25 protein-coding genes are annotated in these 24615 nt (G+C 70.5%); 11 read left to right on the forward strand and 14 right to left on the reverse strand.

From position 1 onward, the window contains the following. Window positions 1–178: 178 nt before the first annotated feature. The 5 genes from AB0F10_RS01755 to AB0F10_RS01775 all read right to left on the reverse strand — a co-directional run bounded on the left by AB0F10_RS01755 (window position 179) and on the right by AB0F10_RS01775 (window position 7179). On the reverse strand, window positions 179–2854 hold the full coding sequence (locus AB0F10_RS01755; protein ID WP_360619862.1) for a hypothetical protein: 2676 nt from the start codon (window positions 2852–2854) through the stop codon (window positions 179–181). A 228-nt stretch (window positions 2855–3082) separates the two neighbouring features. Further along, window positions 3083–3556: an SRPBCC family protein gene (locus AB0F10_RS01760; RefSeq protein WP_360619864.1), complete on the reverse strand. Its 474-nt coding sequence runs from the start codon at window positions 3554–3556 to the stop codon at window positions 3083–3085. 45 nt (window positions 3557–3601) lie between these two features. After that, entirely contained in the window at window positions 3602–4771 is a 1170-nt protein-coding gene (locus AB0F10_RS01765) for an Ig-like domain-containing protein (protein ID WP_360619865.1), read from the reverse strand. Between the two features lie 158 nt (window positions 4772–4929). Further along, window positions 4930–6585, reverse strand: a complete 1656-nt coding sequence (locus AB0F10_RS01770) for a hypothetical protein (RefSeq protein ID WP_360619867.1) — start codon at window positions 6583–6585, stop codon at window positions 4930–4932. Between the two features lie 183 nt (window positions 6586–6768). Then, window positions 6769–7179 (reverse strand): hypothetical protein, encoded by a 411-nt coding sequence (locus AB0F10_RS01775; RefSeq protein WP_360619869.1) that lies wholly within the window; start codon window positions 7177–7179, stop codon window positions 6769–6771. A gap of 291 nt (window positions 7180–7470) precedes the next feature. Between AB0F10_RS01775 and AB0F10_RS01780 the strand changes: the two genes are divergently transcribed. After that, window positions 7471–8397 (forward strand): M20/M25/M40 family metallo-hydrolase, encoded by a 927-nt coding sequence (locus AB0F10_RS01780; RefSeq protein ID WP_360619870.1) that lies wholly within the window; start codon window positions 7471–7473, stop codon window positions 8395–8397. Window positions 8398–8449: 52 nt separating this feature from the next. Here AB0F10_RS01780 and AB0F10_RS01785 read toward each other — a convergent pair whose 3' ends face one another. The 3 genes from AB0F10_RS01785 to AB0F10_RS01795 all read right to left on the reverse strand — a co-directional run bounded on the left by AB0F10_RS01785 (window position 8450) and on the right by AB0F10_RS01795 (window position 10387). Then, window positions 8450–9160, reverse strand: a complete 711-nt coding sequence (locus AB0F10_RS01785) for a hypothetical protein (protein ID WP_360619872.1) — start codon at window positions 9158–9160, stop codon at window positions 8450–8452. A gap of 157 nt (window positions 9161–9317) precedes the next feature. Beyond that, entirely contained in the window at window positions 9318–9785 is a 468-nt protein-coding gene (locus AB0F10_RS01790) for an NUDIX domain-containing protein (RefSeq protein WP_360619874.1), read from the reverse strand. After that, on the reverse strand, window positions 9782–10387 hold the full coding sequence (locus AB0F10_RS01795) for an NUDIX domain-containing protein (protein WP_360619876.1): 606 nt from the start codon (window positions 10385–10387) through the stop codon (window positions 9782–9784). Before AB0F10_RS01795 ends, AB0F10_RS01790 begins: the two co-directional genes overlap by 4 nt. Before the next feature lie 92 nt (window positions 10388–10479). Here AB0F10_RS01795 and AB0F10_RS01800 point away from each other — a divergent pair, with 92 nt between their 5' ends. The 5 genes from AB0F10_RS01800 to AB0F10_RS01820 all read left to right on the forward strand — a co-directional run bounded on the left by AB0F10_RS01800 (window position 10480) and on the right by AB0F10_RS01820 (window position 14725). Then, window positions 10480–11010, forward strand: coding sequence for a TIGR03086 family metal-binding protein (locus AB0F10_RS01800; protein ID WP_360619878.1), 531 nt, complete (start codon window positions 10480–10482; stop codon window positions 11008–11010). 151 nt (window positions 11011–11161) lie between these two features. Beyond that, window positions 11162–11848 carry an alpha/beta family hydrolase gene (locus tag AB0F10_RS01805; RefSeq protein ID WP_360619880.1) on the forward strand — a complete coding sequence of 229 codons (687 nt, stop codon included), beginning with the start codon at window positions 11162–11164 and terminating at the stop codon, window positions 11846–11848. Next, complete coding sequence (locus AB0F10_RS01810; protein WP_360619882.1) at window positions 11845–12522, forward strand: phosphoribosyltransferase family protein; 678 nt, start codon at window positions 11845–11847, stop codon at window positions 12520–12522. Before AB0F10_RS01805 ends, AB0F10_RS01810 begins: the two co-directional genes overlap by 4 nt. Window positions 12523–12627: 105 nt before the next feature. Further along, a complete protein-coding gene (locus AB0F10_RS01815; protein WP_360619884.1) occupies window positions 12628–13803 on the forward strand; it encodes a PQQ-binding-like beta-propeller repeat protein in 1176 nt (391 codons plus the stop codon). An 85-nt stretch (window positions 13804–13888) separates the two neighbouring features. Then, entirely contained in the window at window positions 13889–14725 is an 837-nt protein-coding gene (locus AB0F10_RS01820; protein WP_360619886.1) for a phosphoribosylaminoimidazolesuccinocarboxamide synthase, read from the forward strand. A gap of 273 nt (window positions 14726–14998) precedes the next feature. Here AB0F10_RS01820 and AB0F10_RS01825 read toward each other — a convergent pair whose 3' ends face one another. Beyond that, entirely contained in the window at window positions 14999–15187 is a 189-nt protein-coding gene (locus AB0F10_RS01825) for a hypothetical protein (RefSeq protein ID WP_360619888.1), read from the reverse strand. Then, complete coding sequence (locus tag AB0F10_RS01830; RefSeq protein WP_360619890.1) at window positions 15184–15510, reverse strand: hypothetical protein; 327 nt, start codon at window positions 15508–15510, stop codon at window positions 15184–15186. The genes AB0F10_RS01825 and AB0F10_RS01830 overlap by 4 nt, the downstream gene beginning before the upstream one ends. Before the next feature lie 307 nt (window positions 15511–15817). On the opposite strand from AB0F10_RS01830, the gene AB0F10_RS01835 reads away from it, so the two are divergent. Beyond that, on the forward strand, window positions 15818–16708 hold the full coding sequence (locus tag AB0F10_RS01835) for a helix-turn-helix transcriptional regulator (protein ID WP_360619892.1): 891 nt from the start codon (window positions 15818–15820) through the stop codon (window positions 16706–16708). A gap of 50 nt (window positions 16709–16758) precedes the next feature. Here AB0F10_RS01835 and AB0F10_RS01840 read toward each other — a convergent pair whose 3' ends face one another. After that, window positions 16759–16995 carry a DUF397 domain-containing protein gene (locus AB0F10_RS01840; protein ID WP_360619893.1) on the reverse strand — a complete coding sequence of 79 codons (237 nt, stop codon included), beginning with the start codon at window positions 16993–16995 and terminating at the stop codon, window positions 16759–16761. Between the two features lie 250 nt (window positions 16996–17245). On the opposite strand from AB0F10_RS01840, the gene AB0F10_RS01845 reads away from it, so the two are divergent. Next, entirely contained in the window at window positions 17246–17470 is a 225-nt protein-coding gene (locus tag AB0F10_RS01845) for a hypothetical protein (protein ID WP_360619895.1), read from the forward strand. Further along, on the forward strand, window positions 17442–17819 hold the full coding sequence (locus tag AB0F10_RS01850) for a hypothetical protein (protein WP_360619897.1): 378 nt from the start codon (window positions 17442–17444) through the stop codon (window positions 17817–17819). The genes AB0F10_RS01845 and AB0F10_RS01850 overlap by 29 nt, the downstream gene beginning before the upstream one ends. 316 nt (window positions 17820–18135) lie before the next feature. On the opposite strand, the gene AB0F10_RS01855 is transcribed toward AB0F10_RS01850, so the two are convergent. Continuing rightward, the gene (locus tag AB0F10_RS01855; RefSeq protein ID WP_360619918.1) at window positions 18136–18927 is read right to left on the reverse strand and encodes an SAM-dependent methyltransferase; all 792 of its coding nucleotides are present in this window, start codon (window positions 18925–18927) and stop codon (window positions 18136–18138) included. A 154-nt stretch (window positions 18928–19081) separates the two neighbouring features. Then, complete coding sequence (locus AB0F10_RS01860) at window positions 19082–20674, reverse strand: GGDEF domain-containing protein (protein ID WP_360619899.1); 1593 nt, start codon at window positions 20672–20674, stop codon at window positions 19082–19084. 195 nt (window positions 20675–20869) lie between these two features. Between AB0F10_RS01860 and AB0F10_RS01865 the strand changes: the two genes are divergently transcribed. Together AB0F10_RS01865 and AB0F10_RS01870 are read left to right on the forward strand one after the other, a co-directional pair. Next, window positions 20870–21541 (forward strand): TetR/AcrR family transcriptional regulator, encoded by a 672-nt coding sequence (locus AB0F10_RS01865; RefSeq protein ID WP_360619900.1) that lies wholly within the window; start codon window positions 20870–20872, stop codon window positions 21539–21541. Window positions 21542–21660: 119 nt separating this feature from the next. Then, window positions 21661–23088, forward strand: a complete 1428-nt coding sequence (locus tag AB0F10_RS01870) for a DHA2 family efflux MFS transporter permease subunit (protein WP_360619902.1) — start codon at window positions 21661–21663, stop codon at window positions 23086–23088. Between the two features lie 66 nt (window positions 23089–23154). Here the strand turns inward: AB0F10_RS01870 and AB0F10_RS01875 are convergent, their stop codons facing one another. Next, window positions 23155–24600, reverse strand: coding sequence for a cellulose binding domain-containing protein (locus AB0F10_RS01875; protein WP_360619904.1), 1446 nt, complete (start codon window positions 24598–24600; stop codon window positions 23155–23157). Window positions 24601–24615: the final 15 nt, after the last annotated feature.

Genomic DNA, 24615 nt, shown 5'->3' on the forward strand with positions numbered 1-24615 from the left:
GCGGACGGCTGGGCGGCTTCGGGACGGCGGTTGGCGCCGGTGGTCGGCCAGGGGGTCTTGCCTGACCAGTCCCAGAGTTCTCGTGTCCCTTGGCGTGGGTGACTGGACGTGAGGGTGGGAAGCGAAAGGCCGTGACCTCGGCTATCCGAGGTCACGGCCTTAACTTGTTGGCGTGCGTCTACTTCTGGACGGTGATCGGCTTGCTCGTTGCCCGGCCGTCGGTGTAGCCCGGCCGGACCGCGATCACCGTGACGGTGATCTGTTGCCCGGCCATCGCGGCGGTCAGGTCGAGGGACGCCGACGTGGTGCTCAGGAGCCTGCCGTTCGCCCGCCACTCGTAGCGGTATGAGTCGGCGCCCGGCTGCCACGTACCCGTGGTGGCCTGGACCGTTTTGCCCGCCGTGGGCTTGCCGGTGATTTTCGGCAGTGCGGTCGCTGTCGGGGCGGGGCCCTTGGCGACGGAGGCCGTTGCTGCCGACTTGGCGGTCGCCGCGGTGTAGCCGGGCTTGGTCGCGGTCACCGAAACCGACAGCTTCTTGCCGAGATCGGCGGCCCGGACCCGGTAGGTCGCGCCGGTCGCGTCGCTGATCGGCGTGTTACCCGCCGCCCACTGGTACGTGAAGGTGGACGCCTTCGGGTTCCAGGTGCCGGTGGACGCCTTCAGTTGGGAGCCGACCGCCGCCACACCGGTGATGGCGGGCTTGGTGACCACCTTGAGCGCCGGCTGGGCGACGACCGTGAAGGCGTTGTTGAGCCTGACCGGGGAGTTGTAGCCGTCCGGTTGGACGCTCACCGAGGCCGGACCGGTCGGGGCCTCGGTCAGGTCGACCGTGGCCGTGAGGGTCAGGCGGTCGGCGGACACGCCGGTGATCGTGCCGCTCGCGTAGCCGCCGCCGGACGGGTACACGTTGACGTAGTTGCCGGTGTTGAAGCCTGAGCCGGTGATGGTGATCGTGCGGACGCCGCCGGTCTGCACCGTGCTGGGCGACACCGAGGTGACGGTCACGGGATCGGCCTCGATGAAGAAGTAGTAATACGTCTCGGTCGAGTGGGCGCCGTCCGCGGTCCTGCTTGTCGCGTGCAGGTCGAAGTAGCCCGAGGTCGTCGGCGTCCATGCGACGGTGGCCGTACCGTCGGAATTGACCGGGACCTCGGCGTTGTAGACATCGGTGCCGTCGATCGAGTAGACGAACTTGGTCGCCCCGGCCTGCTGAGCCTTGAGGGTGAAGGTGCCGGTTTTGATGTGGCCGGAGCCGCGCGCCGGGAAGTCGGTCGACGTGATCGCCGGCCCGTTGGTCACCGACCAGGAGGTGCTGCCCTGATCGGTGTGTACGCCGGCGGCGTTGCGAGCGATCACGGTGACCCAGGTGTACTCCGCCTTGGTCACCGGGATCTGGAATGTCGCGGTGCCGTCCGCGGCCGCGGGGACGACCTGCTTGGTCTTGGCGTCGTTGTTCAGGACCGCTTCGTATTCCGTGGGGTTCGCCATCTCGGTGCTCGCCTTGATCGTGGCGGTCGTGCCGACCACGTCACCCCCGGTGCGGGTGAGTGCGGGAGAGGCGCCCCAGGAACTGATCGGCAGCCAGCGAGGCTCGGACAGCGTGCCGTCGGCGCTGCGCGCCTGCACTCGAATGCCGATCGTGCGCTCGTTGGTGTTGTCGGCTGTCCAGGTCAGGTCGGCCGCCCCGTCGGTGCCGGCCGGAATGGTGGTCCTGGCGGACTCGGACGAGTCACCGGTGACGTTCCAATGGACATACGCCGTCACGTCGCCGGTTCGCGGTGCGAGGTGGAAGTGGAGCGACGACCCCCTGATCACACCCCTGTTCACGTCTCCGGTGGCCCGGGGCGCGTTGTCGACGTAGAAAGGGTATGCCCGCTCCGGGTGTTGCGCCCCGTCGCGGGTGACGGCGCGTACGTAGAGGGTCTGGTGGCCGGCCCTGGTCGGCGCGATCATCACGTTGGCCTTGCCGTCGCCGTCGGCTTCGGCGGTGCCGGAGGGGCCGTCCTGGTCGATGTGCCAGGTGAACGACGACGTGTCCGCGACGTTCGATGAGAAGTCGAACTGGCCCGGGACGCCGACGTTGTATTTCAGGTCGCCGTAGCCCGCGTTGTCCTGGTAGGCCGCGGAGAAGACACTGGGCCGCGTCTCGCTCACGGTGAAGGTGTAGTCCTGCTGCTCCGAGTAGTTTCCGGCCCGGTCGATCGCGCGCACCGACAGCGAGGTGGAGCCCGAGGTCCGGGGCTTCCAGCTGATCGTGGCCGGGCCGCCGAGCGCGGAGGCCGGGACGGTCTGCTCGCCGGTGCTGGACCCGGAGTCGACGCTGTCCCAGAACGAGTATTTGTAGGTGACCGTGTCGTCGGCGGCCGGGGTGAAGGTGAACGAGCCGGCGGTGCCGATCTCCCCGGTGGGGTTGTCGCCGGAGGGGTAGTCGTCCGAGGAGACGGACGGTGCCGAGCCGCCGCTGCGGTCGACCGTGTAGTAGCAGGTATCGCTCCACGGTGAGGCGCCGGAACCGTTGGCCACCCGGACCTTCCAGGCGTACGTGACCCCGTCCACCTGCCGGTCCGGGTCTTCGAGCTGGACGAGGACCTCGCCGTCCGACGCCCCGGACCGGTCGTTCCAGTCCTGCGGCTGGTCGGGGTGGGCGGTGTCCCAGACCTGGAATTCGGCGGTCGGGGCCGAGCCCCAGGCCGAGGTGTCGTAGGTGCCCTGCAGCACGACCGCGTGGGCGGCGTTGAGACGCGTGGGGCTCAGATAGGGCCCAGGCGACGCGGTGGCGCAGGCCAGGTCGGCGGTGGTGAGGCCGGTCGGGCCGCCGTCGGCGGCGAAGGCCGGCACTGCGCCGAGTCCCATCGCCCCGAATCCGAATGTAGAAGCGACTATGAGTGAATACACACGCCTTTGCATGCGTTTCCCCCGTGCAGATCGATGGGCCTCATTCGGGCCCGAATAGCGAAAGCATGCCATAGCGGTATGACGATTTCTGGATGTTTTTGGCGGTGATGCGCGATCGTTGCAACAATCCGAAGTGGACCCGGCCATGAGCCGCTCCTGCTAGCTGCGGACCAGTGCCGCTTGGCCCTATTCCGGTCTATCTGGTGCGTTCTTGAGCGTGCGTGCCAGGTATGCGTTGCGCACGGTAAGGATCCGGCGCATATAGCGTTCCAGCACAACCTTCTCGACCATCCACCCGAGAAATCCCAGTGGTGCGGTGAAATGGACCACGTCTCGGGCGATCGTGACGCCCAGCGCGTCATCCCAGGCGAACGTGTGCTCGTGCCGCCAAGCGCGGAACGGTCCACGAACCTGCTCATCGACGAAGCGGCGGGGGCGGTCGTACGCGGTGATCCGCGATGTCATCCGCCACGGCAGGCCGAAGTGGCGAGCGGCGAAGGTCACGGTGTCGCCCAGGGTGAGGCGGCCGGAGCGGACGCCGCCGGCGATGCGCTCGCCGGAACCGGTCATCGACGCGGTGTGGGCGTCCACGTCGATGCTGAGGTCGAAAGCCCGCTCAGGGGTGGTTGCCAGCGCGGTGGTGAGCTCGATGACCGTCACGGCCGAACGATATCGGCCGGATCCCCGCCGTTCGCAGAGGCAGGGCTAGCGCTTGTAGGTTCGGGTGGTGCTGCTGTACCTGGTGTTGCCGGCCCTGTCGTACGCCCGGACCCGCACGGTGAACGTCTTGCCGTACTTCGCCGGGTTCACCGTGAACGAGTAGCCGGCCGTGGCGTCCGTCTTCACGACCTTGCCGTTGACCAGCAGTTGCACCTTGGCGACCCCGTACGCGTCGCTTGCCGTGGCGGTGACCGTGAACGACTTCCTGACCCTCGCCTCGTTCGCCGGCGCCTTGGTGATCGACACTGCGGGGGGCTTGTTGTCGACGATGAGGGACCGCTTCAGGATCGCCTCGTTGCCGGCCGAGTCGAAGGCGTGCCAGCCGAGCGTGTACTTCCCGTCCGGCACCTCCCGGCCGTTGATGGTGACCGTGCGGGAGTTGTCCTGGCCGTAGGTGCGCAGGTGCGTCGCGGTGTCCAACGAGGCCTCGAACACGACGAACGGGCTGGCGTCCCGGTAGCTGCCGAGGGAGATCGTGAAGTCTCCCCGAACCGGGTTACCCGCGGTGGTGCTGCCGGTGATCACCGGCCGGTCGTTGTCGACGGTGACCGTCCTGGTCTGCGAGGTCACGTTGCCCGCCTGGTCCCATACGCGGACGGTCATGGTGGTCGTGCCGTTGGGGACCTTCACGCTCCAAGGCAGGTCGAGGTTGCCGCCGGTGAGGTTCGACGAGACCACCTCATCGCCGACGGTCAGCTCGGATCCGATGACGAAGACGTTGTCGTCCGCTTGCACGGCGAGTTCGCCGCCCTGGCCGATGTAACCCTTCCGCCTTGGGAAGCGGACGATCAGGCCGGTCGGTGCCTTGTTGTCGACCACGTGCTGGAAGCCGTCCGTCTTCAGTGAGCCGCCGGCCGTGGTGGCCCGGGTGCTCAGGAGCACCAGGCCGTCGAAGCCGGTGGTGTCCCAGTCGATGCCCCACGGCGCGGCGGTGTCGGTGCCGATCTCCTGGCCGTTGGCGTAAACCGTCAGGCTGGTGACGGCGGACAGGTCCGCGCCCGGCGCGGTCTCGAAGGTCACCGGCGTGACGCCGCGGACCCAGTGCGCGGCGGCGCGGGCGTAGACCTTGACGGTGCCGGCGGTGGCGACACCCGTTTCCGCGGCCTGGACGGGTGTCGACAGCACGCCCACCGAGGCGGCGGTCAGGACGGCCACGCCCGCTCGGCACAACCACATCGGACTGATCAACGTGCTCTCCAGGCGCTCAGCATCGACTCCGATCGAGATCATAGAACGAAACCGTCCCGTCGTGTTGCCCGCCGGTGCCCTCGGCCACCCCGCAACGAAGAAGGCCTTCTCGTCGTACGGGTAGGTCAGTGCACCTTGACGGTCTTGCTCGCGGCCTTGCCGTCCACGTAGCCGGTCCTGCGCGCGATCACCGTGACGGTGAGCTTCTTGTTGCGCATGCTCGAGGTCAGCTTCAGGCTCGCGCCGGTCGCGCCGCGGATCACCTTGCCGTTGAGCCGCCACTCGTAGCGGTAGGAGTTCGCCTTCGGTGACCACGTGCCGGCCGCAGCCCGCACCGTCCGGCCGACCTTGACCGTCCCGGTGATCGCCGGCCGCTTCGTCGCCCTCGGCGCCTTGCCCTTGGCGACAACCGCGGACTTCGCCGAGGTCGCGGACGCCGAGGTGTATCCGGAGCGCGCGGCGGTCACCCGTACGGTGAGCCGCTTGCCGAGCGCGCCGGCCGGAACGGTCAGGGTGGCGCCGGTCGCGCCGCGGATGCTCGTGCCGTTCGCGGCCCAGACGTAGCGGTAGGAGGTGGCCGTGGGGGTCCAGGTGCCCGGCACCGCCTTGACGGTGGAGCCGACCGCGACGGTTCCGGAGATCGACGGCGCCTTGCTGAGCTTCAGCCCAGGCGCCGCCACCGTGAACGGCACCTCGGCGTGCGGGCCGTAGAGCCGGTCCAGATTGAGTGTCCACGCCCCGGCGGTGGCCTGCGCCAGTGGGAACGTGACGTCCATCGACGTGTTGTCGGCGGCCAGGTTCGAGAGCACGCCGGGGATCGCGTCGAAGCCGGCCCGGGTGAGCTTGACGTCCAGGTCCGAGGCGAACCGGCCGCCGCTGAGCTTCACCGTGACCGACGCCGCGCCCTGCGGCACGGACGCCGGGGTGATCGCCGCCGGGCGGAACGAGGCGATCACGCCGACGTCGACCGCGCCCGGCGTGCTCGGCGTCACCTTGAACACCGGGCTCGCGCCGGTCTGGGTGTAGGTACTCGTGGAGACCGGCACCAGGTCGGAGTCGGTGTCGTCGCTGCCGACGTTCGGCGTGGTGAACCGCCAGTCGTAGCGGCTCAGCGTCGAGGTGATCTTGTAGCGCTTGCTGACGACCGTCTCGCGGTAGCCGACGTCGAAGCTGTTGGCGAACCCGTAGTTGTCCTCGTCGTCCTGGGAGTCGATCGAGACGCCGATGCGGGGCGCCGGCTCGTTGGCCTGCCGGATGCCGTCGGCGTTGAGGTCGTTCCACAGGTGGCCGGCGACCAGGCCGGTCGGCACGATCTTGATGAGCTTGCTCGACGCGTTGTCGGCGGTCGAGCCTTCCGGCGTGGTCGTCGTGGCGGACGCGCTGACCTCGAGGGTGGAACCCTCCGGGGCGCCGTCGACCTCGACGGTGTTGTAGATGGCCCGGTCGGATGCCCCGGGCGCGAACGGACCGATGTGGGTGCAGGTCGTGAGCGCGCCGGTGTCACAGGTCCAGTTGCTGGTGCTTTCGTAGATGACCGTGCGCAGTCCGGCCGGCTGGGCGAAGGTCAGCGTCACCGACTCGGCCGGCGCGGTGCCGGTGTTGCGGACCTGGACCGCCAGGCCGGACCAGCCGGAGGTGGAAAGGATGTTGCGGGCTGCGGAGACTTCGACAACCAGGTTCGCGGTGTCCGCGGCGGCCGATGCGGGACCGGTGGCCACGAACGCGCCGGAGAGGCCGGCGACGAGAGCGGTAGGCAGTACGAAGGGGCGCAGGAACGACACGGTTCCCCCATTTCCGGGAGCGACGCTTCGCGGCCACTCCCAACCGCCGGGGAGCGTAATACACAAGATCGACAACACGCCGCCCGGTTTCGGGGGCGACGTCTCCATGTCCGTCACCCCGTTGACGTGTACATGCCGATCCAGCGCTTGAGGCGCTGCGTAAACGCCAAAACGCAAATGACCTCAGGTGTCGGCACTGGGGGAACGTCGGGTCTTGTCGTAGGCCGCCTCGAAGGCGGTGACCCGGTCCTGGTCGTGGTCGACCAGCCGGAGCATGTCGATCATCCACAGCGCGTTCGATCTGCGGAGTGACGCGTACAGGCCCCAGATCCCGTCGCGGGCCCGCTCCACGCAGCGATCGACCAGGTCGTCGTTTCCCAGGTCCAGTTCGCTACGGTGCGGCTCGCCGTACAGGATGTTGTGCAGGGCGGTGACGAACTCGTCCTCGACCCACTGGGCCGGCCGCCCGCCCGCGAAGGCCGCCAGGATGACGCCGGTAGCCGGAAGCGCGATCTCATAAACCATCGACTGGCTCTCCAGCCTCCCCCGGAGGCTGTAGCCGACGGACTCGAGCGCGTTCCCCCCGTCCAGCATGCGACCGAGGATTTCGGGTACGGGCGGCCCGCCGTGCGACGGGGCGCGAAACGACCCCCAGTCGTGGCGTGCCAGTTCGATCCGCGCCGCCCTGAACTCGATACTCAACGGGCCAATTCCTGTCAGCCGGGCGGGACGTGAGGGGCATATTGATATGTCCAAATGTTGCCGGCGGATGCGTAAGGTTCGGCTCCGGGGCCCCTGGCGGCGCCGTCGTCCACCCTAGACGTCGGTCGTGACCAGCGCACTTGCCACAGCCCCGGGTCTTGACTCCCACCCCCTGGAGGAACGATGCGGGTTCGTAAGCTTGCCTTTGCCGGCGCTGCCGCCGCCCTGACCGCCGCCCTCGCGGTCACCGGCGCGGCGTACGCATCCCCGGCCCCGGTCGCCCCGGTCGCCGTCGCCCCGCCGGTGATCACCGCCGCCGCCCCGATGGCGCACCTGCAGAAGCTGATGGACTTCGCCACGGCCAGCAACAACACCCGGGTCATCGGGAGCGCCGGCTTCACGTCGACGGTGTCGTACATCAGGACGCAGCTCAACGCGCTCGGCTGGGTGACCACCGTGCAGAACTTCACCACCGGTGGCAAGGCCGCGGCCAACGTCGTCGCCGAGTGGCCGTACGGCGACGCCTCCCACGTGATCATGGCGGGTGCGCACTCGGACTCGGTCAAGGCCGGCCCGGGCATCAACGACGACGGTTCCGGCGTGGCGGCCCTGCTGGCCAACGCCGCCGCGATCTCGCGGGCGAAGCTGGTGCCGCAGAAGCGGATCCGCTTCGGCTTCTGGGGCGCGGAGGAGCAGGGCGACATCGGCTCCGGCTACTACGTGTCGCACCTGGCGAGCACCGACCGGGCGAAGATCGACGCGTACCTCAACTTCGACATGGTCGGCAACAAGATCGAGAACGGCAAGCCGGTCGGCTGGAGCCTGTACGTCGAGGGGCAGTCGAACGGGCTGAACGCGCCGTTCAAGGCGTACTTCGCCGCGAAGGGCATCACCGTCAACGCCGCACTGGACACCGACGACCGCTCGGACCACGCCGCGTTCAAGAACGTCGGCATCAAGGTCACCGGCATCAGCTCGGTGCGCAGCCTCAACGAGCTGGGCGCCTGCTACCACCGGGCGTGCGACAACATGACCGACGTCTCCCAGGACAGCATGGTGCTGGCCTCGAACGCGGTCGCCAACGCCGTCTGGACCCTCGCCGGCGCCTGATCCGGCTGACCACCCGCGGCGCGGGGCACCCCGCGCCGCGGGTGGGCCCGGATCAGGCCGGCTGGTCGGCGGCGGAGTGCCACCATGCCCTGATCACCACGTCATGGCCGAGGCCGTCGTCGATCAGCCGGTGCAGCTCCAGGTCCACGATTCTGTCGTCGTCGGGTCGGAACGGCCGCGCGGGATCGGGAATCCCCAGCATGGGGCCGAGCGCATCGATCGCGGGCTTCCACAGCGCCGACCAGTTGCGGAGTCTCGAAACGCTGAAGTGGATGCGCAGCGCGACGGGTCCGGGCGGCAGCGGCCGGGCGGCAGCGGCGAGGCACCCGTCGTGAATGGCCCGTTTCCAGGCGGACGACGCCGAGGAGACGGAGGTGCGTACCAGCAATTGAGGCGTTCCCGGCTCGCCGGCCGGCAGCGCGGTGCCGACGGCGATGGTCGAGCCGGCCTGACGGACCTTGCGCCCGAAGGCCGCCGCGATCCGGTGTGGACCGAGCCGGCGCGCGAGCGGGTACAGGTAGTTGTCGAGGTCGCGTCCGCCGTGGTGCAGCGGCACCGGGTCGGCGAGGCCGACGACGAGTTCGACGCTGTACTGCCCCTGCGGCGGCCAGTCGTTCACGCGTACCTGTTCGGCGACGGTGTCGACGTACGTGCGCAGCCGTAGCTGGTCGGGGTGGCCCGCGGCGTTCCAGCTCTCCAGGACCGGCTCCCCGGCCAGCCGCAGGCGCGCGGCCGCGGGAGGCCTTGCGAACAATTCGATCATTATTCACCTCGTGTGCGCCGGTGAGGGTGATCGCCGACCTGCCCGCGGAGCTGAGCGGGAAGTACCCACCGCCACGACCTTGCCGGCCCGCGGGTCGCTGAGGAAGATCCGCCGGTGCAGGCCATCCACCAGCATGTCGCCGAAGGGCGAGCGGCGGTCACGACGGCACCTCGAGGTCCGGGCTGAATCCGAACGTCGAGCAGGCGATTCCGCGATCGCCTCGGCGGATCCCGGCGGCGGGATAGGGGATCGTGTCGGCCGGTAGGTCGTGAGGGTCGGCCCAGACGAGCTCCGAGCACTTGCCGGGTTCGGCGTTGAAGGGCTCGCCGGTCCAGGAGGTCGCCGCGAAGAAGAATCCGATCCGGTCGCCGCCGTCCTCGCTCGCGCGGTGCATCACGTGCAGGAACCGCAGGTCGCCGGCGGCGACGTCGATGCCGGTCTCCTCGCGGGCCTCCCGGATCACCCCGTCGGTGATTGATTCGCCCGGCTCGAGGTGGCCGGACGGCAGGTGGAGCAGGCCGTCGCCGTAACCGGTGTTGGCCCGCCGCAGGAGCAGAATCCGGCCCGGATCGCCGCGCCGGATGACGAGGTGCAGGTCGACGATGCTGCGGTGCCGGTCGGTCACGAGGACTCCCGGCCGTGAGGGACGCGTAGTGCGGCGGTGAGCTTGGCGGCGAACCGATAGGCCTGGTGCGGGGTGGGGCTCTGCGGCGCCCAGGTGGCGGCCTCGTCGAGGCGGACCCAGCGCACGGCGTGGATCTCGGCCGGATCAGGGGTCAGCGTCACGGCGCGATCGCCCGTCAGGACGTACCAGAGGGTTATGTCGGTGTGTGAATCCGTCAGGCCGTTGGTCTGGCTTTCGGTGAGCAGCAGCGGCCGGCGACCGGTCGTGGGGTGGAACGTGGCGGCGATGCCGAGCTCCTCGTGTGCCTCGCGGACGACGGCGTCGCAGGGCGCCTCGGTGTCGACGTGGCCGCCGGGGAAGATCCAGGCGCCGGCCTTCACGTGGTGGATCTGCAGCACCGCGTCGTCGGCGGGGTCGAGCAGCGTCAGGTAGACGGCGAGGTGGCGAGCCGGTGCCGATCCGCTGTCGCGGTAGACGGCCTCGCCGGAGTCGATCCAGCGCAGGACCGACCGCTGGGCGTCCGCCTCGGCGGCATCGAACGGCACGATCGCGCCGACGGTGGCCCGCAGCGCGTCTGTCAGTGCCGGGCTGGCGACTTTCACCGGTGTCCTCCTTGCGTGGCCGGGCCCGCCGACCGTATCGGCGGGGTACGACGGTTCTATGCTCCGAATACGTCTATAAGGGAGGCGAGGCTATGAGCGAGCCCACCGTCGACCAGCTTGCCGATGTCGCTGAGCGGACCGGTCGCCTGATCTCCGGCATTGCCCCGGAACAGTGGGGCGACCCGACGCCCTGCGCGGAATGGGACGTTCGTGCCCTGGTCGACCACGTGGTCGGCGGCAACGCGCTGTTCGCGGCGTCCCTGTCCGGCCGGGCCGGGAAGCCGGACGGCTACGCGGACAGCGTCGAGCGGGTGCTCGCCGCGTTCCGCGCGCCGGGCGTGCTCGACCGGATCGTCGAGGTGCCGTTCGGCCGGGTGCCCGGCACGGTTGCGCTGCACCTGCGGATCACCGACGTGATGGTGCACGGCTGGGACATCGCCCGCGCCACCGGCCAGCACGCCGACTTCCCCGATCAGGTGGTGGAGCAGTCCCTGGCGTTCAGCCTCGCCGCGCTGCCGGCGGTGCGGTCGGACCGCAGCCCGTTCGCGCCGCCGCAGCCGATCGACGACGACGCGCCCGTCCTGGACCGCCTGGCGGCCTGCCTGGGACGCAAGGTCGGCTAGGTCCTTCCGGCACGCCGTGAGGTGGCGGTGCTGCGCGCCCCGGCACGGTTTCAAATCGGGACCAAGCGGGCACATCACCCCTAGGCAAACGGGCGCCGGCACTCGCGTGCCAGGCGGATTCTGAGCGAACGCCGAGACGAGGGAGAGGCGGATGACCACGTGGACGACGACCGGCCGGATCGCGGCGGCGGGTGTGGAACTCGACGGGGATCTGAGCCTGCCCGACAACGCCGGCGGGCTGGTGCTGTTCGCGCACGGCAGCGGCAGTTCGCGGCGAAGCCCCCGCAACCGTGCCGTCGCAGAGGCGCTGAACCGGCAGGGGCTGGCGACGCTGCTGGTCGACCTGCTCACCGGGCCCGAAGATCAGGCCGACGCGGGTGACCGGCGGCTGCGGTTCGACATCGGGCTGCTCGCCGACCGCCTGATCGGGATCATCGACTGGCTGCGTTGGCGGCCCGCGACCGCGGCCCTGCCGATCGGTCTGTTCGGTGCGAGCACGGGTGCGGCCGCGGCGCTGGTCGCCGCCGCCGCGCGACCCGGCGCGGTCCGGGCGGTGGTGTCCCGCGGCGGCCGTCCCGACCTGGCCGGCCCGGCCGCGGCCCAGGTCGTCGCGCCGACGCTGCTCATCGTCGGGGAGCGTGACACGGAGGTCCGCGAGCTCAACGAGCAGGCATGCGGCGCCCTGCGGGCACCGACCGAACTCCGGATCATCCCGGCCGCCACGCACCTGTTCGAGGAGCCGGGCACGCTGGAGCAGGTCGCCGAGCAGGCGGGCCGGTGGTTCGGCGACCACCTGCTCCCCGCCCGCCGGGCGCCGGCGACGGGAGCCCGGCGATGATCTTCGCGAATCGCGACGCGGCTGGCAGGGCGCTCGCCGAGCAGGTCGCGCGGCAGATCCCGGCTGACGCCGCCGGACCGGCACTGGTGCTGGCGCTGCCGCGGGGCGGTGTGCCGGTCGCCGTCCCGGTCGCCGAGCGGCTCGGCGCCGAACTCGACATCGTGATCGTTCGCAAGATCGGCGCTCCCGGCCGGCCGGAGTACGGGGTGGGCGCGATCGCCGAGGACGGCCCGCCGATCTTTGATGACGGCGCCCTGCGCTACCTCGGCCTGGTCGAGGACGACCTGGCCGACACCGTCGCCGCCGAGCGCGCCGAGTTGGCCCGGCGCATGGACCGATACCGGGCGGCCCGGGCGGCTCCGGCCGTGACGGGTCGCTGCGTCGTGGTGGTCGACGACGGCCTGGCCACCGGCGTCACCGCGCGTGCCGCCCTGCGCTGGCTGCGCGGGCGGCGCCCGCACCGGCTGATTCTCGCCGTGCCGGTCAGCTCCCGGGAGGCCGTCGCTCTGCTCGCCGGCGACGCCGACGCGGTGGTCTGCCTGCACGCACCCGAGCGGTTCTCCGCCGTGGGGCAGTGGTACGCCGACTTCGGCCAGTTGGACGACTCAGACGTCGACCGCGCGCTCGGCCGGGCGACGCGCGTCCTCGCCCGACGGGCGGGAGGGGCCCGCTGAGGCGCGGGTCGCCTTCGTCATCTCCTTTTGCGGTTGCCGCCCGGCAGTAGGCGACGGCGGCTTACTTTACATCTACAAAAGCCGCAAAAGACCCGTGGAGGACCCATGCTCGCCCGACTCTGTGCTGCCGCACTGCTGGCCGCCGGGATGCTCTCCGCCCCGGCCGCTGCCGCCGCTGCCCCCGGCCCGGAGTGGGCGCAGCCCGGCTACGGCGCCGGGAACACCTACTACAACCCGGGCGAGTCGGTGATCAACGTCGGCAGCATCAACCGGGTCAAACGCCGTTGGACGGCGACGTTGGCGGCTCCGGACCCGTCTTGGGACATGTCGTCGTGCTCGGGACCGTCCGAACCGCTGGTCTACGGCGGGCGGGTCTTCGTGACGGACGTCGCGGGCATTGCCGCGTATCAGGCCAGGACGGGCAGGTTGGTCTGGCGGCACACCTGGGAGCACCCGGAGGACGAGAGCACCCCGCTGCTGGCCGTGGCCGGCGGTCGGCTGCTCGCGGCCAACTACGGCTGCCAGTCCCAGAGCGACCCGGACGGCGCGATCATGGCGCTCGACGTGGTGTCCGGCAGGCAGGCGTGGCGCACGAGTACGGATACTCCGCTGGAGTCGCTGGTCGTCGACAAGGGGATGGCGATGGTGTCCGGCGTTTCGCCGTCCGACGCCCAGCAGGTGATCGGCATCCGGGTGAGCGACGGCAAGCAGCGCTGGAGCCTGGAGGACTACCGGTCGCCGGGGGTCTCGGCGGGCGGACGGGTGCTGGTCGGCAGCACCTCGGGCGTGGAGACCCGGGCGGTGTCGGCAACGACGGGCGCGACACTGTGGAGCAAGAGGGTTGCCTGGAACGCGGAGGCGGCGACGCCGGCCGGGGACCGCTTCTACGTCTCCGGCGCCGGGGGCGCGATGATCTGCGTCAACTCGGCGGACGGCGCGGTGCTGTGGACGGCGGCGGGGAAGGCGAACAGCCTGGTCGCGGCGGACGGCACGCGGATCTACCTGGTGGTCACCAACGGGATCGAGGCATTGAACGCCCAGACGGGCCGGCACGCATGGACGGCACGCTTCGAGGGCGACACCGGCCAGCCGGTCCGGGCCGGCGGCCTGCTGTACACGGCCGTGGACGCGGGCGAGCCGCTGGGGATCGTGAACGCGGCGACCGGAAAGGTCGCGACGCCGGGCCGGCAGTTCGGCGGCCTGGACGGCGGCAACGTCGTCGTTGCGGCCGGATGGGTCTATCTGACCAGGGGAGACACCCTCCTCGGGTACGCGCTCTGAGGCTCGGGCAGCACTCGTCCGAGCAGGCGCGTGGCCGTCCGATAGCGTGACCGGCGTTGGAGTCATACGCGGCAAAGGGGAACTCGTGGAGCTGTTGCACTCGGGGAAGATTCGGGATGTTTACGCCGACGGCGATGACATCCTGCTTGTCGCTTCTGATCGGGTCTCGATCTACGACGTGGTCCTGCCCACCGCCATCCCCGACAAGGGGAAGATTCTCACCCAGCTCTCGCTGTGGTGGTTCGACCAGCTTTCCGACGTCGTGCCCAACCACATCATCTCCGCCACCGAGGTCCCGGCCGAGTGGGCCGGTCGCGCCGTCCGTTGCGAGCGCCTCGAGATGGTCATGGTCGAGTGCATCGCGCGCGGCTACCTGGCCGGCTCCGGCCTCAAGGAGTACGAGAAGGACGGCGCCGTCTCCGGTGTGGTGCTCGAACCCGGGCTGATCGAGGGGTCCCGGCTCTCCGAGCCGGTCTTCACCCCCACCACGAAGGTCGCACCGGGCGAGGGCCATGACGAGTTCATGACCTACGGCGACGTCGAGGCCTCGGTCGGGTCCGACGTGGCGGCCGAGCTGCGGCGGATCACCCTCGAGGTGTACCGGCGGGCGTCCGAGGTCGCCGCCGCCAAGGGGATCATCATCGCCGACACGAAGATCGAGCTCGGGTTCTCCGGCGGGGCACTGAAGCTCGGCGACGAGCTGCTCACCCCGGACTCGTCGCGGTTCTGGGCGGCCGACGAGTGGCGGCCCGGCGGCACCCAGCGGTATCTCGACAAGCAGTTCCTGCGGGACTGGTCGTCGTCGTTGACCCAGTGGGATCGCACCGCGCCGGGGCCGGAGATTCCGGACGAGGTCGTCGAGGCGACCCGCAGCCGGTATGTCGAGGTCTACGAGCGGCTCACCGGGGATCGCTGGCGCTAGCGAACGGCGGGCTGCCGCGCGGCGGCCCGCCGACCGCCCTCGCCGTCGCGTGGGTAGCCAATGTGGACATCCCGACGGCCCTGTCTGTCCTTGCAGATCGCGCACTTGCGGCAAACGCGGCCCCAGCGTCGGAATCCGTCCGATCCCGCCGCAGGGCCTGAGCCGCGGCGCCCGGCCCGCCCAGCGCGGCGTGACCGCGCCCAGCGTGGCCTGCTCCGGCGGCGTGGCCGCGCCCTCGGGTGTGACGGCCCCGGCGGGGCCCGCCCGGCCGGTCTAGCGCACCAGCGTTTCGCTCTCGCTCGGCCGGGGCCAGGCCGCCTTGCTGCCGCAGCTCTCGCAGCTCAACTGGTCGCCGCAGTGCGCGCACCAGTCGTTGGTGCGGCGGAGATACCAGCCCAGGGCCACGCCGGCGAGCAGGCTGGCGAGGCCGATCAGGGCCGCGAGCGTCACGGCTCCGGTCACGAGGCCGGACCGCCCATGGCGAACGCGCCGTCGTGGCCGATCCGCGGCCGGCGCACCGCGAGCGGCGCGGCGTCGCCGCGGTCGAGGGTGGGGTCCTCGTCGGCTCGGGACGTCACGTGGGAGGCGGTGAACGTGTCGACCCCGGTGCCGCGGTGGGCGCCGGGCCGGTAGGTGACCGTGACGGCACGCGGCGAGGCCGCCTCGATCACGCCGGCACGCCACCCGTCGCGGTAGACCCAGACGGGGTCCGCCTTCCGGTAGCTGTCGGCCGGTGCTACGTCGGCCGGATCACGTTGCGGCGGGGCAATGGATGGGGTCGACATCGAGAGCCTCCTGGGTTCTCGGGACTCGGTCGTCGGACGGGCCGTGGCGTCCGCCCGGCATGCGCATCCGGCGTGCTCGCCAAAAGGTTCAAACTTTCAGCACGCTCCGTCAGCAGCCAGACAACCGCCTGTCAGATATCATGCTCGGGATCCAGTGCGTCCGCAAGGCCGTCTGCACGTGCATCTGCCATGTGCGCGGGTTGAGGGTGTCCGATCGATCGGTTTCCCGCCGAACGATCTCCCCTTAGGATGCTCTGGGGCGAAGGGGCTGCAACTTGCAGCCCAGAGGCCAACCGATAGGAGCAAGGTGAGCGCCGGTACGCAGGAGGAGTCGCCGAACAGCGGCCCCACCGTGCTGCGCATCCTGCTCGGTGCCCAGCTGAGGCGGCTGCGCGAGGGCAAGGGCATCAGCCGGGAGGACGCGGGCTACGAGATCCGCGCTTCGGGTTCGAAGATCAGCCGGATGGAACTCGGCCGCGTCAGCTTCAAGGAGCGTGACGTCGCCGACCTGCTGAGCATGTACGGCGTCAGGGAGATCGCGGAGCGCGAGGCGCTGCTCGCCCTGGCCCGCCAGGCCAACAACCCCGGCTGGTGGCACCACTACGGCGACATCCTGCCGCCGTGGTTCCAGTCCTATCTCGGCCTCGAGGCCGCCGCGACACTGATCCGGACGTACGAGATCCAGTTCGTACCCGGACTGCTGCAGACGCCGGAGTATGCCCGGGCCGTCATCCTGCTCGGTCACGCCGGCGCGAACGCCGACGAGATCGATCGCCGGGTCGAGCTGCGCCGTCAGCGCCAGCAGGTCCTGGCCCGCCTCGAGCCGCCGCAGCTGTGGGCGGTCATCGACGAGGCGGTGCTGCGCCGGCCCATCGGCGGCCCGGACGTCATGCGCGCCCAGATCGAGGCGCTCATCGAGGCGGCGAAGAAGCCGAACGTGCGGCTGCAGATCATCCCGTTCAACGTGGGTGGCCACGCCGCCGCCGGCGGCCCGTTCGCGATCCTGCGCTTCCCGGAGCCGGAGCTGCCCGACGTGGTCTACGTCGAGCAGCTCACGAGCGCCATCTATCTGGACAAGCGCGACGACGTCGACCACTACGCGATCGCCATGGAACGCGTCTGTATCGATGCCGAGCCGCCGAACCACACCCAGGAGATCCTGGGCAAGCTGCTGCACGAGGTCGGCAGGCTCGCCTGACCGTCCGGTGGCAGCCCGCTCACCTTGAGTGAGTCACCCGGGCGGGTGACTCAGTTGAGCAGGTTGTCGAAGTCGCCGTCGCGGACGCCGCCGAGGAAGGCCTCGATCTCCGCTCGCGTATAGATGAGCGCGGCTCCCTCCGGGTCGCGCGAGTTCCGCATGGCGATGCTGCCGTCCGGGAGGGCGGCGCATTCGACGCAGTTGCCGCTCGGGTTGCTCCGGCCACTCTTCTGCCAAGTCACGCCTGCCAGCTGCCCGGCGGGTATGCCATTAACAATGCGCGTCATTACTTGGCTCCCTAACGGTTTGACCGGTCGCGAAACCGGCGATGTGTGTCGCGCCAGCTACCTGCTGTGCAAATGCACGTGCATTCGGCCTTGCGTTCTCACATGATTGTGAGCATGATAACGCACGAGCCCCACCGAAAGCGGGTCACGGAGGGTGACATCTTTGAGTGACGGGTCGGTGGCGGAAAAGGCCTCAACGACCTTCGACGCAAAGCTCCCTGGCGGGGGCGCCCGAGCGGGAGGAAGAAGCATGACTGTCCCGAACGCCGGCTCGCACCATCCGGACCCGACCGAGCGCGGGAACCCCACCTACCGGGACGAGTTCCTGACGTCCGGCATGGAGGCCGCCTCCACGCGGGCCACCACGGTGTCCCAGCGTTTCGGCGGGGTCCGTTATGCACTGACCCGTTCCGAAGATGCTTTCCCGGCCGAGCAGGATCCAAACGATGGCGGTGATTCCGACGCGCGTCACTGAGCACGTTCACTGCGCCCGCAGGCGGCGCGCCGCAGCGGCGCCGGGCCGCCGGGCCTGGTCGCTGGCCGCCCCGATCATCCGCAGGGGGCGCCTCCAGCTGGCGGTTCCGCGCTGGCCGGTGCACGTCTTCGCCGAGGCGGACTACTGCTACGGGATCGGGCCGCTGACGCTGCGGGTCGACCGCGTCGAGTGGGCCAGGCCGATCCCCTATGAGGGCGACACCTGGCTCGAGGTCGAGGGCACGGTGATCGACCACGCGGGGCGGGAGCGCGCGCGCCGGCAGGTGCTGGTCCGGGCCGGACGGCTGCCGCATCCCCCGTCACGAAAACGGCCGCGCCTGCGGCCCTGATCGAAAACCCAGGAGCGACGCCGGTCAAGGGGCGTCGCTCCCGAGCGCGCATCACTGCGCGCCACCCGACTCCGGCCGGGCGGTCCGGTTCCCCCGTGCCGGATCGCTCGGCCGGTTAGGGTGCCCGGCCCCGACCCGCGAAGTGCCCGCCCCGGCCCGCGAAGTGCCCGCCCCGGCCCGCGAAGTGCCCGCCCCCGGCCCCCGGAGCGCCCGGACGGATCGCGGAGATGCGGCCGGCCGGCGTCCGTTCCCGCGATTGGCGGGGAAAACGGAGACGCCGCCCCAACCCGATCGGGTGAGGCGGCGTCGCCGTAGGTCAGGGCTTGCGGGCCACTCCGGCCCAGTAGTAGGCCGCCTTCGGGTCCTCGACCGGCTCGTCCGGGCGCCAGCTCGACACCGGGACCAGGCCCGGGTCGAGCATCTCCCAGTCGCCGAAGAAGCGCTGGACCTCGTCGCGGGTGCGGGCCACCAGGGTCATGCCCGCGCCGGTCGCCGCCGCCACGGCCTGGCCCATCTCCTCCGGGTTGAAGTCGCCCGTCGGGTGGGTGATCGCCAGCAGGCTGCCCGAGGGCATCGCGTCGCGAAGCTGCGCCACCAGCGACCACGGTTCGTCCGCGTCCGACAGCAGCATCAGGATCGCGATCATGGTCAGGCCCACCGGCCGGGTCAGGTCCAGTGTCTCCGTCAGCACCTGGTCCGTCAGGATCGACCGGGCGTGACGCATGTCCGCCGAGATGTACTCGCTGCGGCCCTCTTCGGTGCTGATCATCAGGGCCCGGGCGTGCACCAGGACGATCGGGTCGTTGTCGACGTAGACGACCCGGGTCTCGGGGGCGACCTGCTGGGCGATCTCGTGCAGGTTCGGCCGGGTCGGGATGCCGGTGCCGATGTCCAGGAACTGGCGGATGCCTTCCTTGGCGACCAGGTCGCGGGCCGCGCGGTGCACGAACTTGCGGTTCTCGCCGGCCATGTAACGCATGCCCGGGATGGCCTGCACGATCGCCTCGGCGACCGCCCGGTCGACCGCGAAGTTGTCCTTGCCGCCCAGCCAGTAGTCGTACATCCGCGCCGAGTGCGGCAGGTTGATGTTGACACCGGGAGGTGCCACCTCTGCCGGTGGATTGGCCTCGCTGCCCTGCGTCACGACCGCCTCCTGATCTAGGCCACCCCTGGCCGCGAAGAGTCTGGAGGGCAAGCCTAACGGCAGAAGATGATCAATTTCGATCCCGTAGCTCGATCGAAATCACTGTGCGCAGTCGGTGTCAGGCCGCGGACGCACTGTCGCTATAGGACCGATCGCAGGCGTCGCGCGGCGGGTCCGAAATGACCCGGTCGCGTCCGGCGTGCTTGGCCACGTAGAGATTCCTGTCCGCTGAGGACAGCAGGTTGGCCTGAGTCGGCGCGACCGCGTCGCCGAGACCGGCCACTCCGATGCTCACAGTGACGGGCAGGCCCTGGGTCAACTCTGCCCAGTCGTACCCGGAGATCGCCCGGCGGATGCCGTCGAGCTGCCCGGTCGCCTCCGGCACGTCGATGCCGGGCAGCACCGCCAGGAACTCCTCGCCGCCCATCCGGGCCACGAAGCCGTCCGTGGACACCGCCGCAAGCTCGGTCTCCAGCAGCTTCGCCACCAGCACCAGAACCTGGTCGCCGACGTCGTGCGACAGCTGGTCGTTGACCCGCTTGAAGTGGTCCAGGTCGATGATCGCCACGGTCAGCGGCGCGCCGGTCCCGATCAGGTCCGGTAGCTGCTCGTCGAGGTAGCGCCGGTTGCGCAGGCCGGTCAGCGGGTCGCGGCGGGCCTGCTCGCGGAACCGGGCGGCCTCCTGCCGGGCCTCGGCCGTCTCGAACATCGCCTGCCGGGTGCGGGCCTGTGCCTCCCGCTGCGACGAGTGCAGCGCGTTGTGGGCGGCAAAGAAGATCTTGTGTACGGCGAAGGCCTCCGCGTACTCGCCGCGGGCGGCGTGCAGCTCGGACTGCTCCTGATGCACCCGTACGAGCACGTCGCCGAGGCCGCGCTCGACGCAGAGGGCGCGCGAGGCGTCCAGGCTGACCTGGGCGCGTTCGGTCGCCCGCAGGAAGCGCTGCGCCCGGGCCAGCGTGAGCATGTACTCCGCCAGCGCGTCCGCGTCCTCGTAGCCGCCCTGGTGGTGGCGCCGGACTGCGTCGCGCAGGGTCTGCTCGGCCGCCACGTAGTCGCCGTTCTCGATCTCGATGACGCCGATGGTGTCCAGCGCCGCGGGATCGAGCTCGAAGCCGTGGCTGTCGGCGACCTCCTGCAGGCGTCGCGTGATCGCCTGGGCCCGGGTCTTCTCGCCGGCCGCGTGCTCGGTGTATGCCCAGTTGTTGAGCATGCCCATGAGCAGGTTGGGCAGGTCGAGCTCGATCGTGAGCTCCTCGACCTGGGCGTAGCGCATGCGGGCCGCGTCCATCGAGCCGGAGCGGCCGAGGGCGTCGGCCAGCTTGGCGCGGTGCCACACCTGCATGTGCGGGGTCGCGGTCTCGTCGAGCAGCTCGACGGCGAGCACGGAGTGCTCCAGCGACTGGGCGGCGTCGCCGAGGTGCCGGTGGATGTTGGCCCAGACCAGGTGGGTACGCGCCTGCATGACGTTGTCGTCGTGCTCGACGGCCCACTTGTGGATCATCCAGATCTGCCGGGCCGCGGCGGCGACCTCGCCCTTGCGGTTGAGCATGTTCGCCTGGCAGAGCCGGGCCCGGGCCACGAGCCGCTCGTCGCCGAGCTCGTGAGCCCGCTCCTCGTACGCGATCGAGAGCTCGAGGGAGGCGCCGGCGTCCCAGAGGTACCGGTCCTCGAGCTCCGTGAGGGCGGCCGACAGCCGTTCGGCGTCGATCACGCATGGCTCCATCAGCTCACCCCTCTCGTTGTCAACGCGATCATCGACAGTGTCGGCGCATACCTGAGCGCAACTCTGAAATAGCTCTCCGCTTATAAAGGCTAGCGGTGCGTGACCACTGATCCCAGGGTGGCGGACGTGATCCGTCTCGCCGCCGCCGTCGGCCCGGCGACATGTACGTCGTACAGTTGCCGTATGGCCAAGCGGAACGACGCCACCCGGACCCGCCTGAGCCGGGACGCGATCATCGCCAGCGCGGTGTCCCTTGCCGACGCCGAGGGGCTCGACGCCGTGACCATCCGCCGGCTGGCGCAGGAGCACGCCGTCACGCCGATGGCCATGTACTGGCACTTCAACGACAAGGACAGCCTGCTCGACGGCCTCGCCGAATACCTGATCGCGGCGGTGAAGCTGCCCGATCCGGGCGACGGCCCCTGGGACGAGGAGCTGCGCGAGGTGCTGCGGGCGGTGCTGGAGGCGATCCGCCCGCATCCCGCGTTCGCCGGCCTGGTCCTGCGCCGGATCCTCGTCGCCGAGGCCGGGCTGCAGATCGCCGAGCGGGTTCTCGACCTGCTGCGGCGGGCGGGTTTCGCGGCCGGCAAGGCGGCGGAGGCCGGCACGTTCCTGGTCTGCGGAATCGTCGCGCTCGTCGCCTCCGACCCCACGCCCGGCCCGTGGCCGCCGGGCGACGGCCGGGACCAGATGATCCGCGACAAGCGGGCGCGGCTCGAGTCGTTGCCGCCGGAGCGCTATCCGAACGTCATCGCCGCCGGGCCCGCCCTGGTGGTCTGCCGCGACGGCGACGAGTACTTCGCCCTCAACCTGAATCTCCTGGTAGAGGGCGTTCGCGGCATCCAGCGCGGCTGATCTCGCGCGGCCTTCGTCACATCCCTCTCCCGCATCGCCGCTTGACTTTCCTATACGTTGTACATCTACGGTGTACATGTACGCCGCATAGGGCGGCGCACGCGGTGGAGGTGGGACTGGTGCAACGCAATCCCTGGTCGACCCTGACGGTGCTGGCGCTGGCCCAGTTCATGGTCGTGCTCGACGTGACGATCGTGAACGTGGCGCTGCCCGACATTCAGCGGGAACTCGACTTCTCGGCGTCCGGGCTGCAGTGGGTCATCAGCGCGTACACGTTGCTGTTCGGCGGGTTTCTGCTCCTCGGCGGCCGGGCCGCCGACCTGCTCGGGCGCCGCCGGCTCTTCATCATCGGCCTGCTGATCTTCGGGGTGACCTCGCTGACCGCGGGCCTCGCGCAGAACCCCGAGCAGCTGGTCGTGCTGCGCGCGGTGCAGGGCCTCGGCGGCGCGATGCTGTCGCCGGCGGCGTTCGCGATCCTCACGGTGACCTACGCCAAGGGCCGCGAGCGCAACATCGCGATGGGCGTCTGGGGCGGCCTCGCCGGCCTCGGCGGCACCCTGGGCGTGATCGCCGGCGGCCTGCTCGTCGACTCGCTGGGCTGGCGGTGGATCTTCCTGGTCAACGTCCCGATCGCGGTCGCGCTGGCGGTGGTCGCCCCGATCTTCGTCCGCGAATCCAGGACCACCGTCACGGGTACGCGCACCTTCGACGCGGCGGGCGCGCTGCTGAGCACCGCCGGCCTGCTGTCGATCGTGCTCGGCGTGATCCGGGCCGAGCCCGAGGGCTGGACGTCGTTCCAGGTGATCGCGCTGCTCGCCGGCGGCTTGGCGCTGCTGGCCGCGTTCGTCCGGGTCGAGGCGCGCTCGGCGGCCCCGCTGGTGCCGCTCAGCCTGTTCCGCTCGCGGGCCCTGACCACGTCGGTGCTGGCGCTCGCGCTCAACGGCGCGGCGTTCCTCGGGATGTTCTTCCTCACCGCGATCTTCCTGCAGCAGGTCCGCGGCCTGACCGCGCTGGAGACCGGCCTGCAGTTCCTGCCGATGGGCGTCGCGGCGATCGCCAGCGCGGTGGTGTCGGCGCAGCTGGTCACCCGCTTCGGCACCAAGCCGGTGCAGCTCGCCGGCGCGGCGGTCAGCGTTGTCGGCCTGGTGCTGCTCTCGGGTGCGGACGCCACCGGCTCGTACGCCGCGACGATCCTGCCCGGCCTGGTCCTGTTCGGAATCGGCATCATCGCGACGGGCACGCCGGCCTCGATCGCGGCGGTATCGGACGTCGAGCACGAGCAGGCCGGCGCGGCGTCGGGCGTGGTCAACGCCGGATATCAGGTCGGCGGCGCGCTGGGCCTGGCGGTGATCACCACGCTGGCGACCTCACACGTGGAGAGCCTGCTGGCCGGCGGCGCGGTTCCGCAGGACGCGCTGGTCGGCGGCTTCGGACGCGGCCTGCTGTTCGCGGCGGTCTTCGCGGCGGCCAACATCGTGATCGCCCTGGGTGCGCCGCGCCTGCGGCCGACCAGCGACCAGCTCGCCGTCGCGGCCGCCGCGGCCTGACCCGGCCGAACACGGGCGCGGCGCCGAGAGTGGGGGCTCTCGACGCCGCGCGGCCGGTGCGGGATCTCAGCCCTGGAAGCCGGCGAAGATCTTGCTGAACTCGAACGGGGACTGTGCCACGTTCGTGCACTGGAACAGCGCGCCGGTGCAGGCATTGCGGTCGCGGTTGGTCTCCCAGAAGGAGACGAAGCCGAGGTGGTTGGCGTTGGCGAAGGCGACGACGTCGCGGGCGTCGCTCTGGTTGAAGGTGCCGTTGTCGTCGTTCTTGCCGAGCATCGGGGTGACGCCGACCATCTTGAAGGCCGCGGCGTCGCCGTTGCCGTAGATCGACTTGATCTGGTCCTTGGTCGACTTCACCGCGCTGATCGCGAGGTCGCCGTAGTCCTGTGCGGAGCGGCCGTAGTCCATCGCCATGATGTTGACCAGGTCGAGGTCGACGCCGGCGTTCTTGGCCGACCGGACCACGTTGAGGCCGTCGCCGGTGAGGCCCTCCGGCAGCACCGGCAGGGTCAGCGAGATCTTCAGGCCCGGGTTGGCCTTCTGCAGCGCGGCCAGCGCGGTCGAGCGGCGGGCGATCGCGGCCGGGTCGGCCACGGCCGCGCCTTCGATGTCGAGGTCGATGTACTTCAGGTTGTACGCCGAGACGACCGCCTGGTACTCGGCCTGCAGGGCCTTCACGTCGGTGCACGCCGCCGCCAGCTCGGTGCCGGTCGCGCCGCCGAACGACACCTTCACGTCGCCACCCGCGGCCCGCAGCGCGGTGATCTGGTCACCGAACTCCTTGCCGCGCGGGTCGAACGCGTTGAACCAGCTCGCCTTGCATCCCACGCTGGTCACGAACGCCAGGGTGTACGACTTCACGTTGCCGCCGGAGGCGAGCTGCGCCAGCGTGGTGCCGGCGCCGCCGAGCAGGCCCATGTCCACGTACGGGGCCACGAGGACGTTGCCGCCACCGGGTGCGGGCGGCGCCGTGGTCGTCGGCGGGGCGCTCGTCGGCGGCCTGGTGGTCGGCGCGGTGGTCGGCGTCGTGGTCGGCGGCGTCGTGGGCGGCGCGGTGGTGGGGCGGGTCGTGGGTGTCGTGGCCGGCGCGGAGCCACCACCACAGGGGACGCCGTTGATCGTGCAGCTTGTCGGCGCGCCGCTGCCGGCCACGATGAACCCGAACTCGGCGCTGGCACCGGCCGCGATGGTGGCGTTGTAGCCGCGGTTCTCGGCGATCGAGGTGGGGCCCGTGGTGGTGATGGCCGCGTCCCAGAAGCTGCCGAGCTTCGCGGTCGCCGGCAGGCCGAAGGCGACCCGCCAGCCGGAGACGGCGGCGCCGCCGGTGTTCTTGATCGTGTAGCGGGCCTGGTAGCCCGAGCCCCAGTCGGAGTCCTTACTGAACGTGGCCGTCAGGCCACCGCCGGCCGTGGCCGCGGGTGCCGTCGCCGCGACCGCCGCAACCGCGCCTCCGCCCACGGCGAGTGCCGCCGCGGCCATGTAGATGGATAGACGAAGACGATTGCGTCTCATGGGTGACTCCGATCG

Source organism: Actinoplanes sp. NPDC026623, assembly GCF_040638275.1.
Classification (GTDB): Bacteria; Actinomycetota; Actinomycetes; order Mycobacteriales; family Micromonosporaceae; genus Actinoplanes.

Excerpts from the sequence above, each read along its gene's own strand:
- AB0F10_RS01775 (WP_360619869.1), bottom strand. The coding sequence starts at position 7,179 with ATGCTGGACGGGGGGAACGCGCTCGAGTCCGTCGGCTACAGCCTCCGG.
- AB0F10_RS01805 (WP_360619880.1), top strand. The coding sequence starts at position 11,162 with ATGACCACGTGGACGACGACCGGCCGGATCGCGGCGGCGGGTGTGGAA.
- AB0F10_RS01830 (WP_360619890.1), bottom strand. The coding sequence starts at position 15,510 with ATGTCGACCCCATCCATTGCCCCGCCGCAACGTGATCCGGCCGACGTA.
- AB0F10_RS01875 (WP_360619904.1), bottom strand. The coding sequence starts at position 24,600 with ATGAGACGCAATCGTCTTCGTCTATCCATCTACATGGCCGCGGCGGCA.
- AB0F10_RS01840 (WP_360619893.1), bottom strand. The coding sequence starts at position 16,995 with ATGACGCGCATTGTTAATGGCATACCCGCCGGGCAGCTGGCAGGCGTG.
- AB0F10_RS01785 (WP_360619872.1), bottom strand. The coding sequence starts at position 9,160 with ATGATCGAATTGTTCGCAAGGCCTCCCGCGGCCGCGCGCCTGCGGCTG.
- AB0F10_RS01865 (WP_360619900.1), top strand. The coding sequence starts at position 20,870 with ATGGCCAAGCGGAACGACGCCACCCGGACCCGCCTGAGCCGGGACGCG.
- AB0F10_RS01850 (WP_360619897.1), top strand. The coding sequence starts at position 17,442 with ATGGCGGTGATTCCGACGCGCGTCACTGAGCACGTTCACTGCGCCCGC.
- AB0F10_RS01800 (WP_360619878.1), top strand. The coding sequence starts at position 10,480 with ATGAGCGAGCCCACCGTCGACCAGCTTGCCGATGTCGCTGAGCGGACC.
- AB0F10_RS01845 (WP_360619895.1), top strand. The coding sequence starts at position 17,246 with ATGACTGTCCCGAACGCCGGCTCGCACCATCCGGACCCGACCGAGCGC.
- AB0F10_RS01815 (WP_360619884.1), top strand. The coding sequence starts at position 12,628 with ATGCTCGCCCGACTCTGTGCTGCCGCACTGCTGGCCGCCGGGATGCTC.
- AB0F10_RS01810 (WP_360619882.1), top strand. The coding sequence starts at position 11,845 with ATGATCTTCGCGAATCGCGACGCGGCTGGCAGGGCGCTCGCCGAGCAG.
- AB0F10_RS01780 (WP_360619870.1), top strand. The coding sequence starts at position 7,471 with ATGCGGGTTCGTAAGCTTGCCTTTGCCGGCGCTGCCGCCGCCCTGACC.
- AB0F10_RS01755 (WP_360619862.1), bottom strand. The coding sequence starts at position 2,854 with ATGGGACTCGGCGCAGTGCCGGCCTTCGCCGCCGACGGCGGCCCGACC.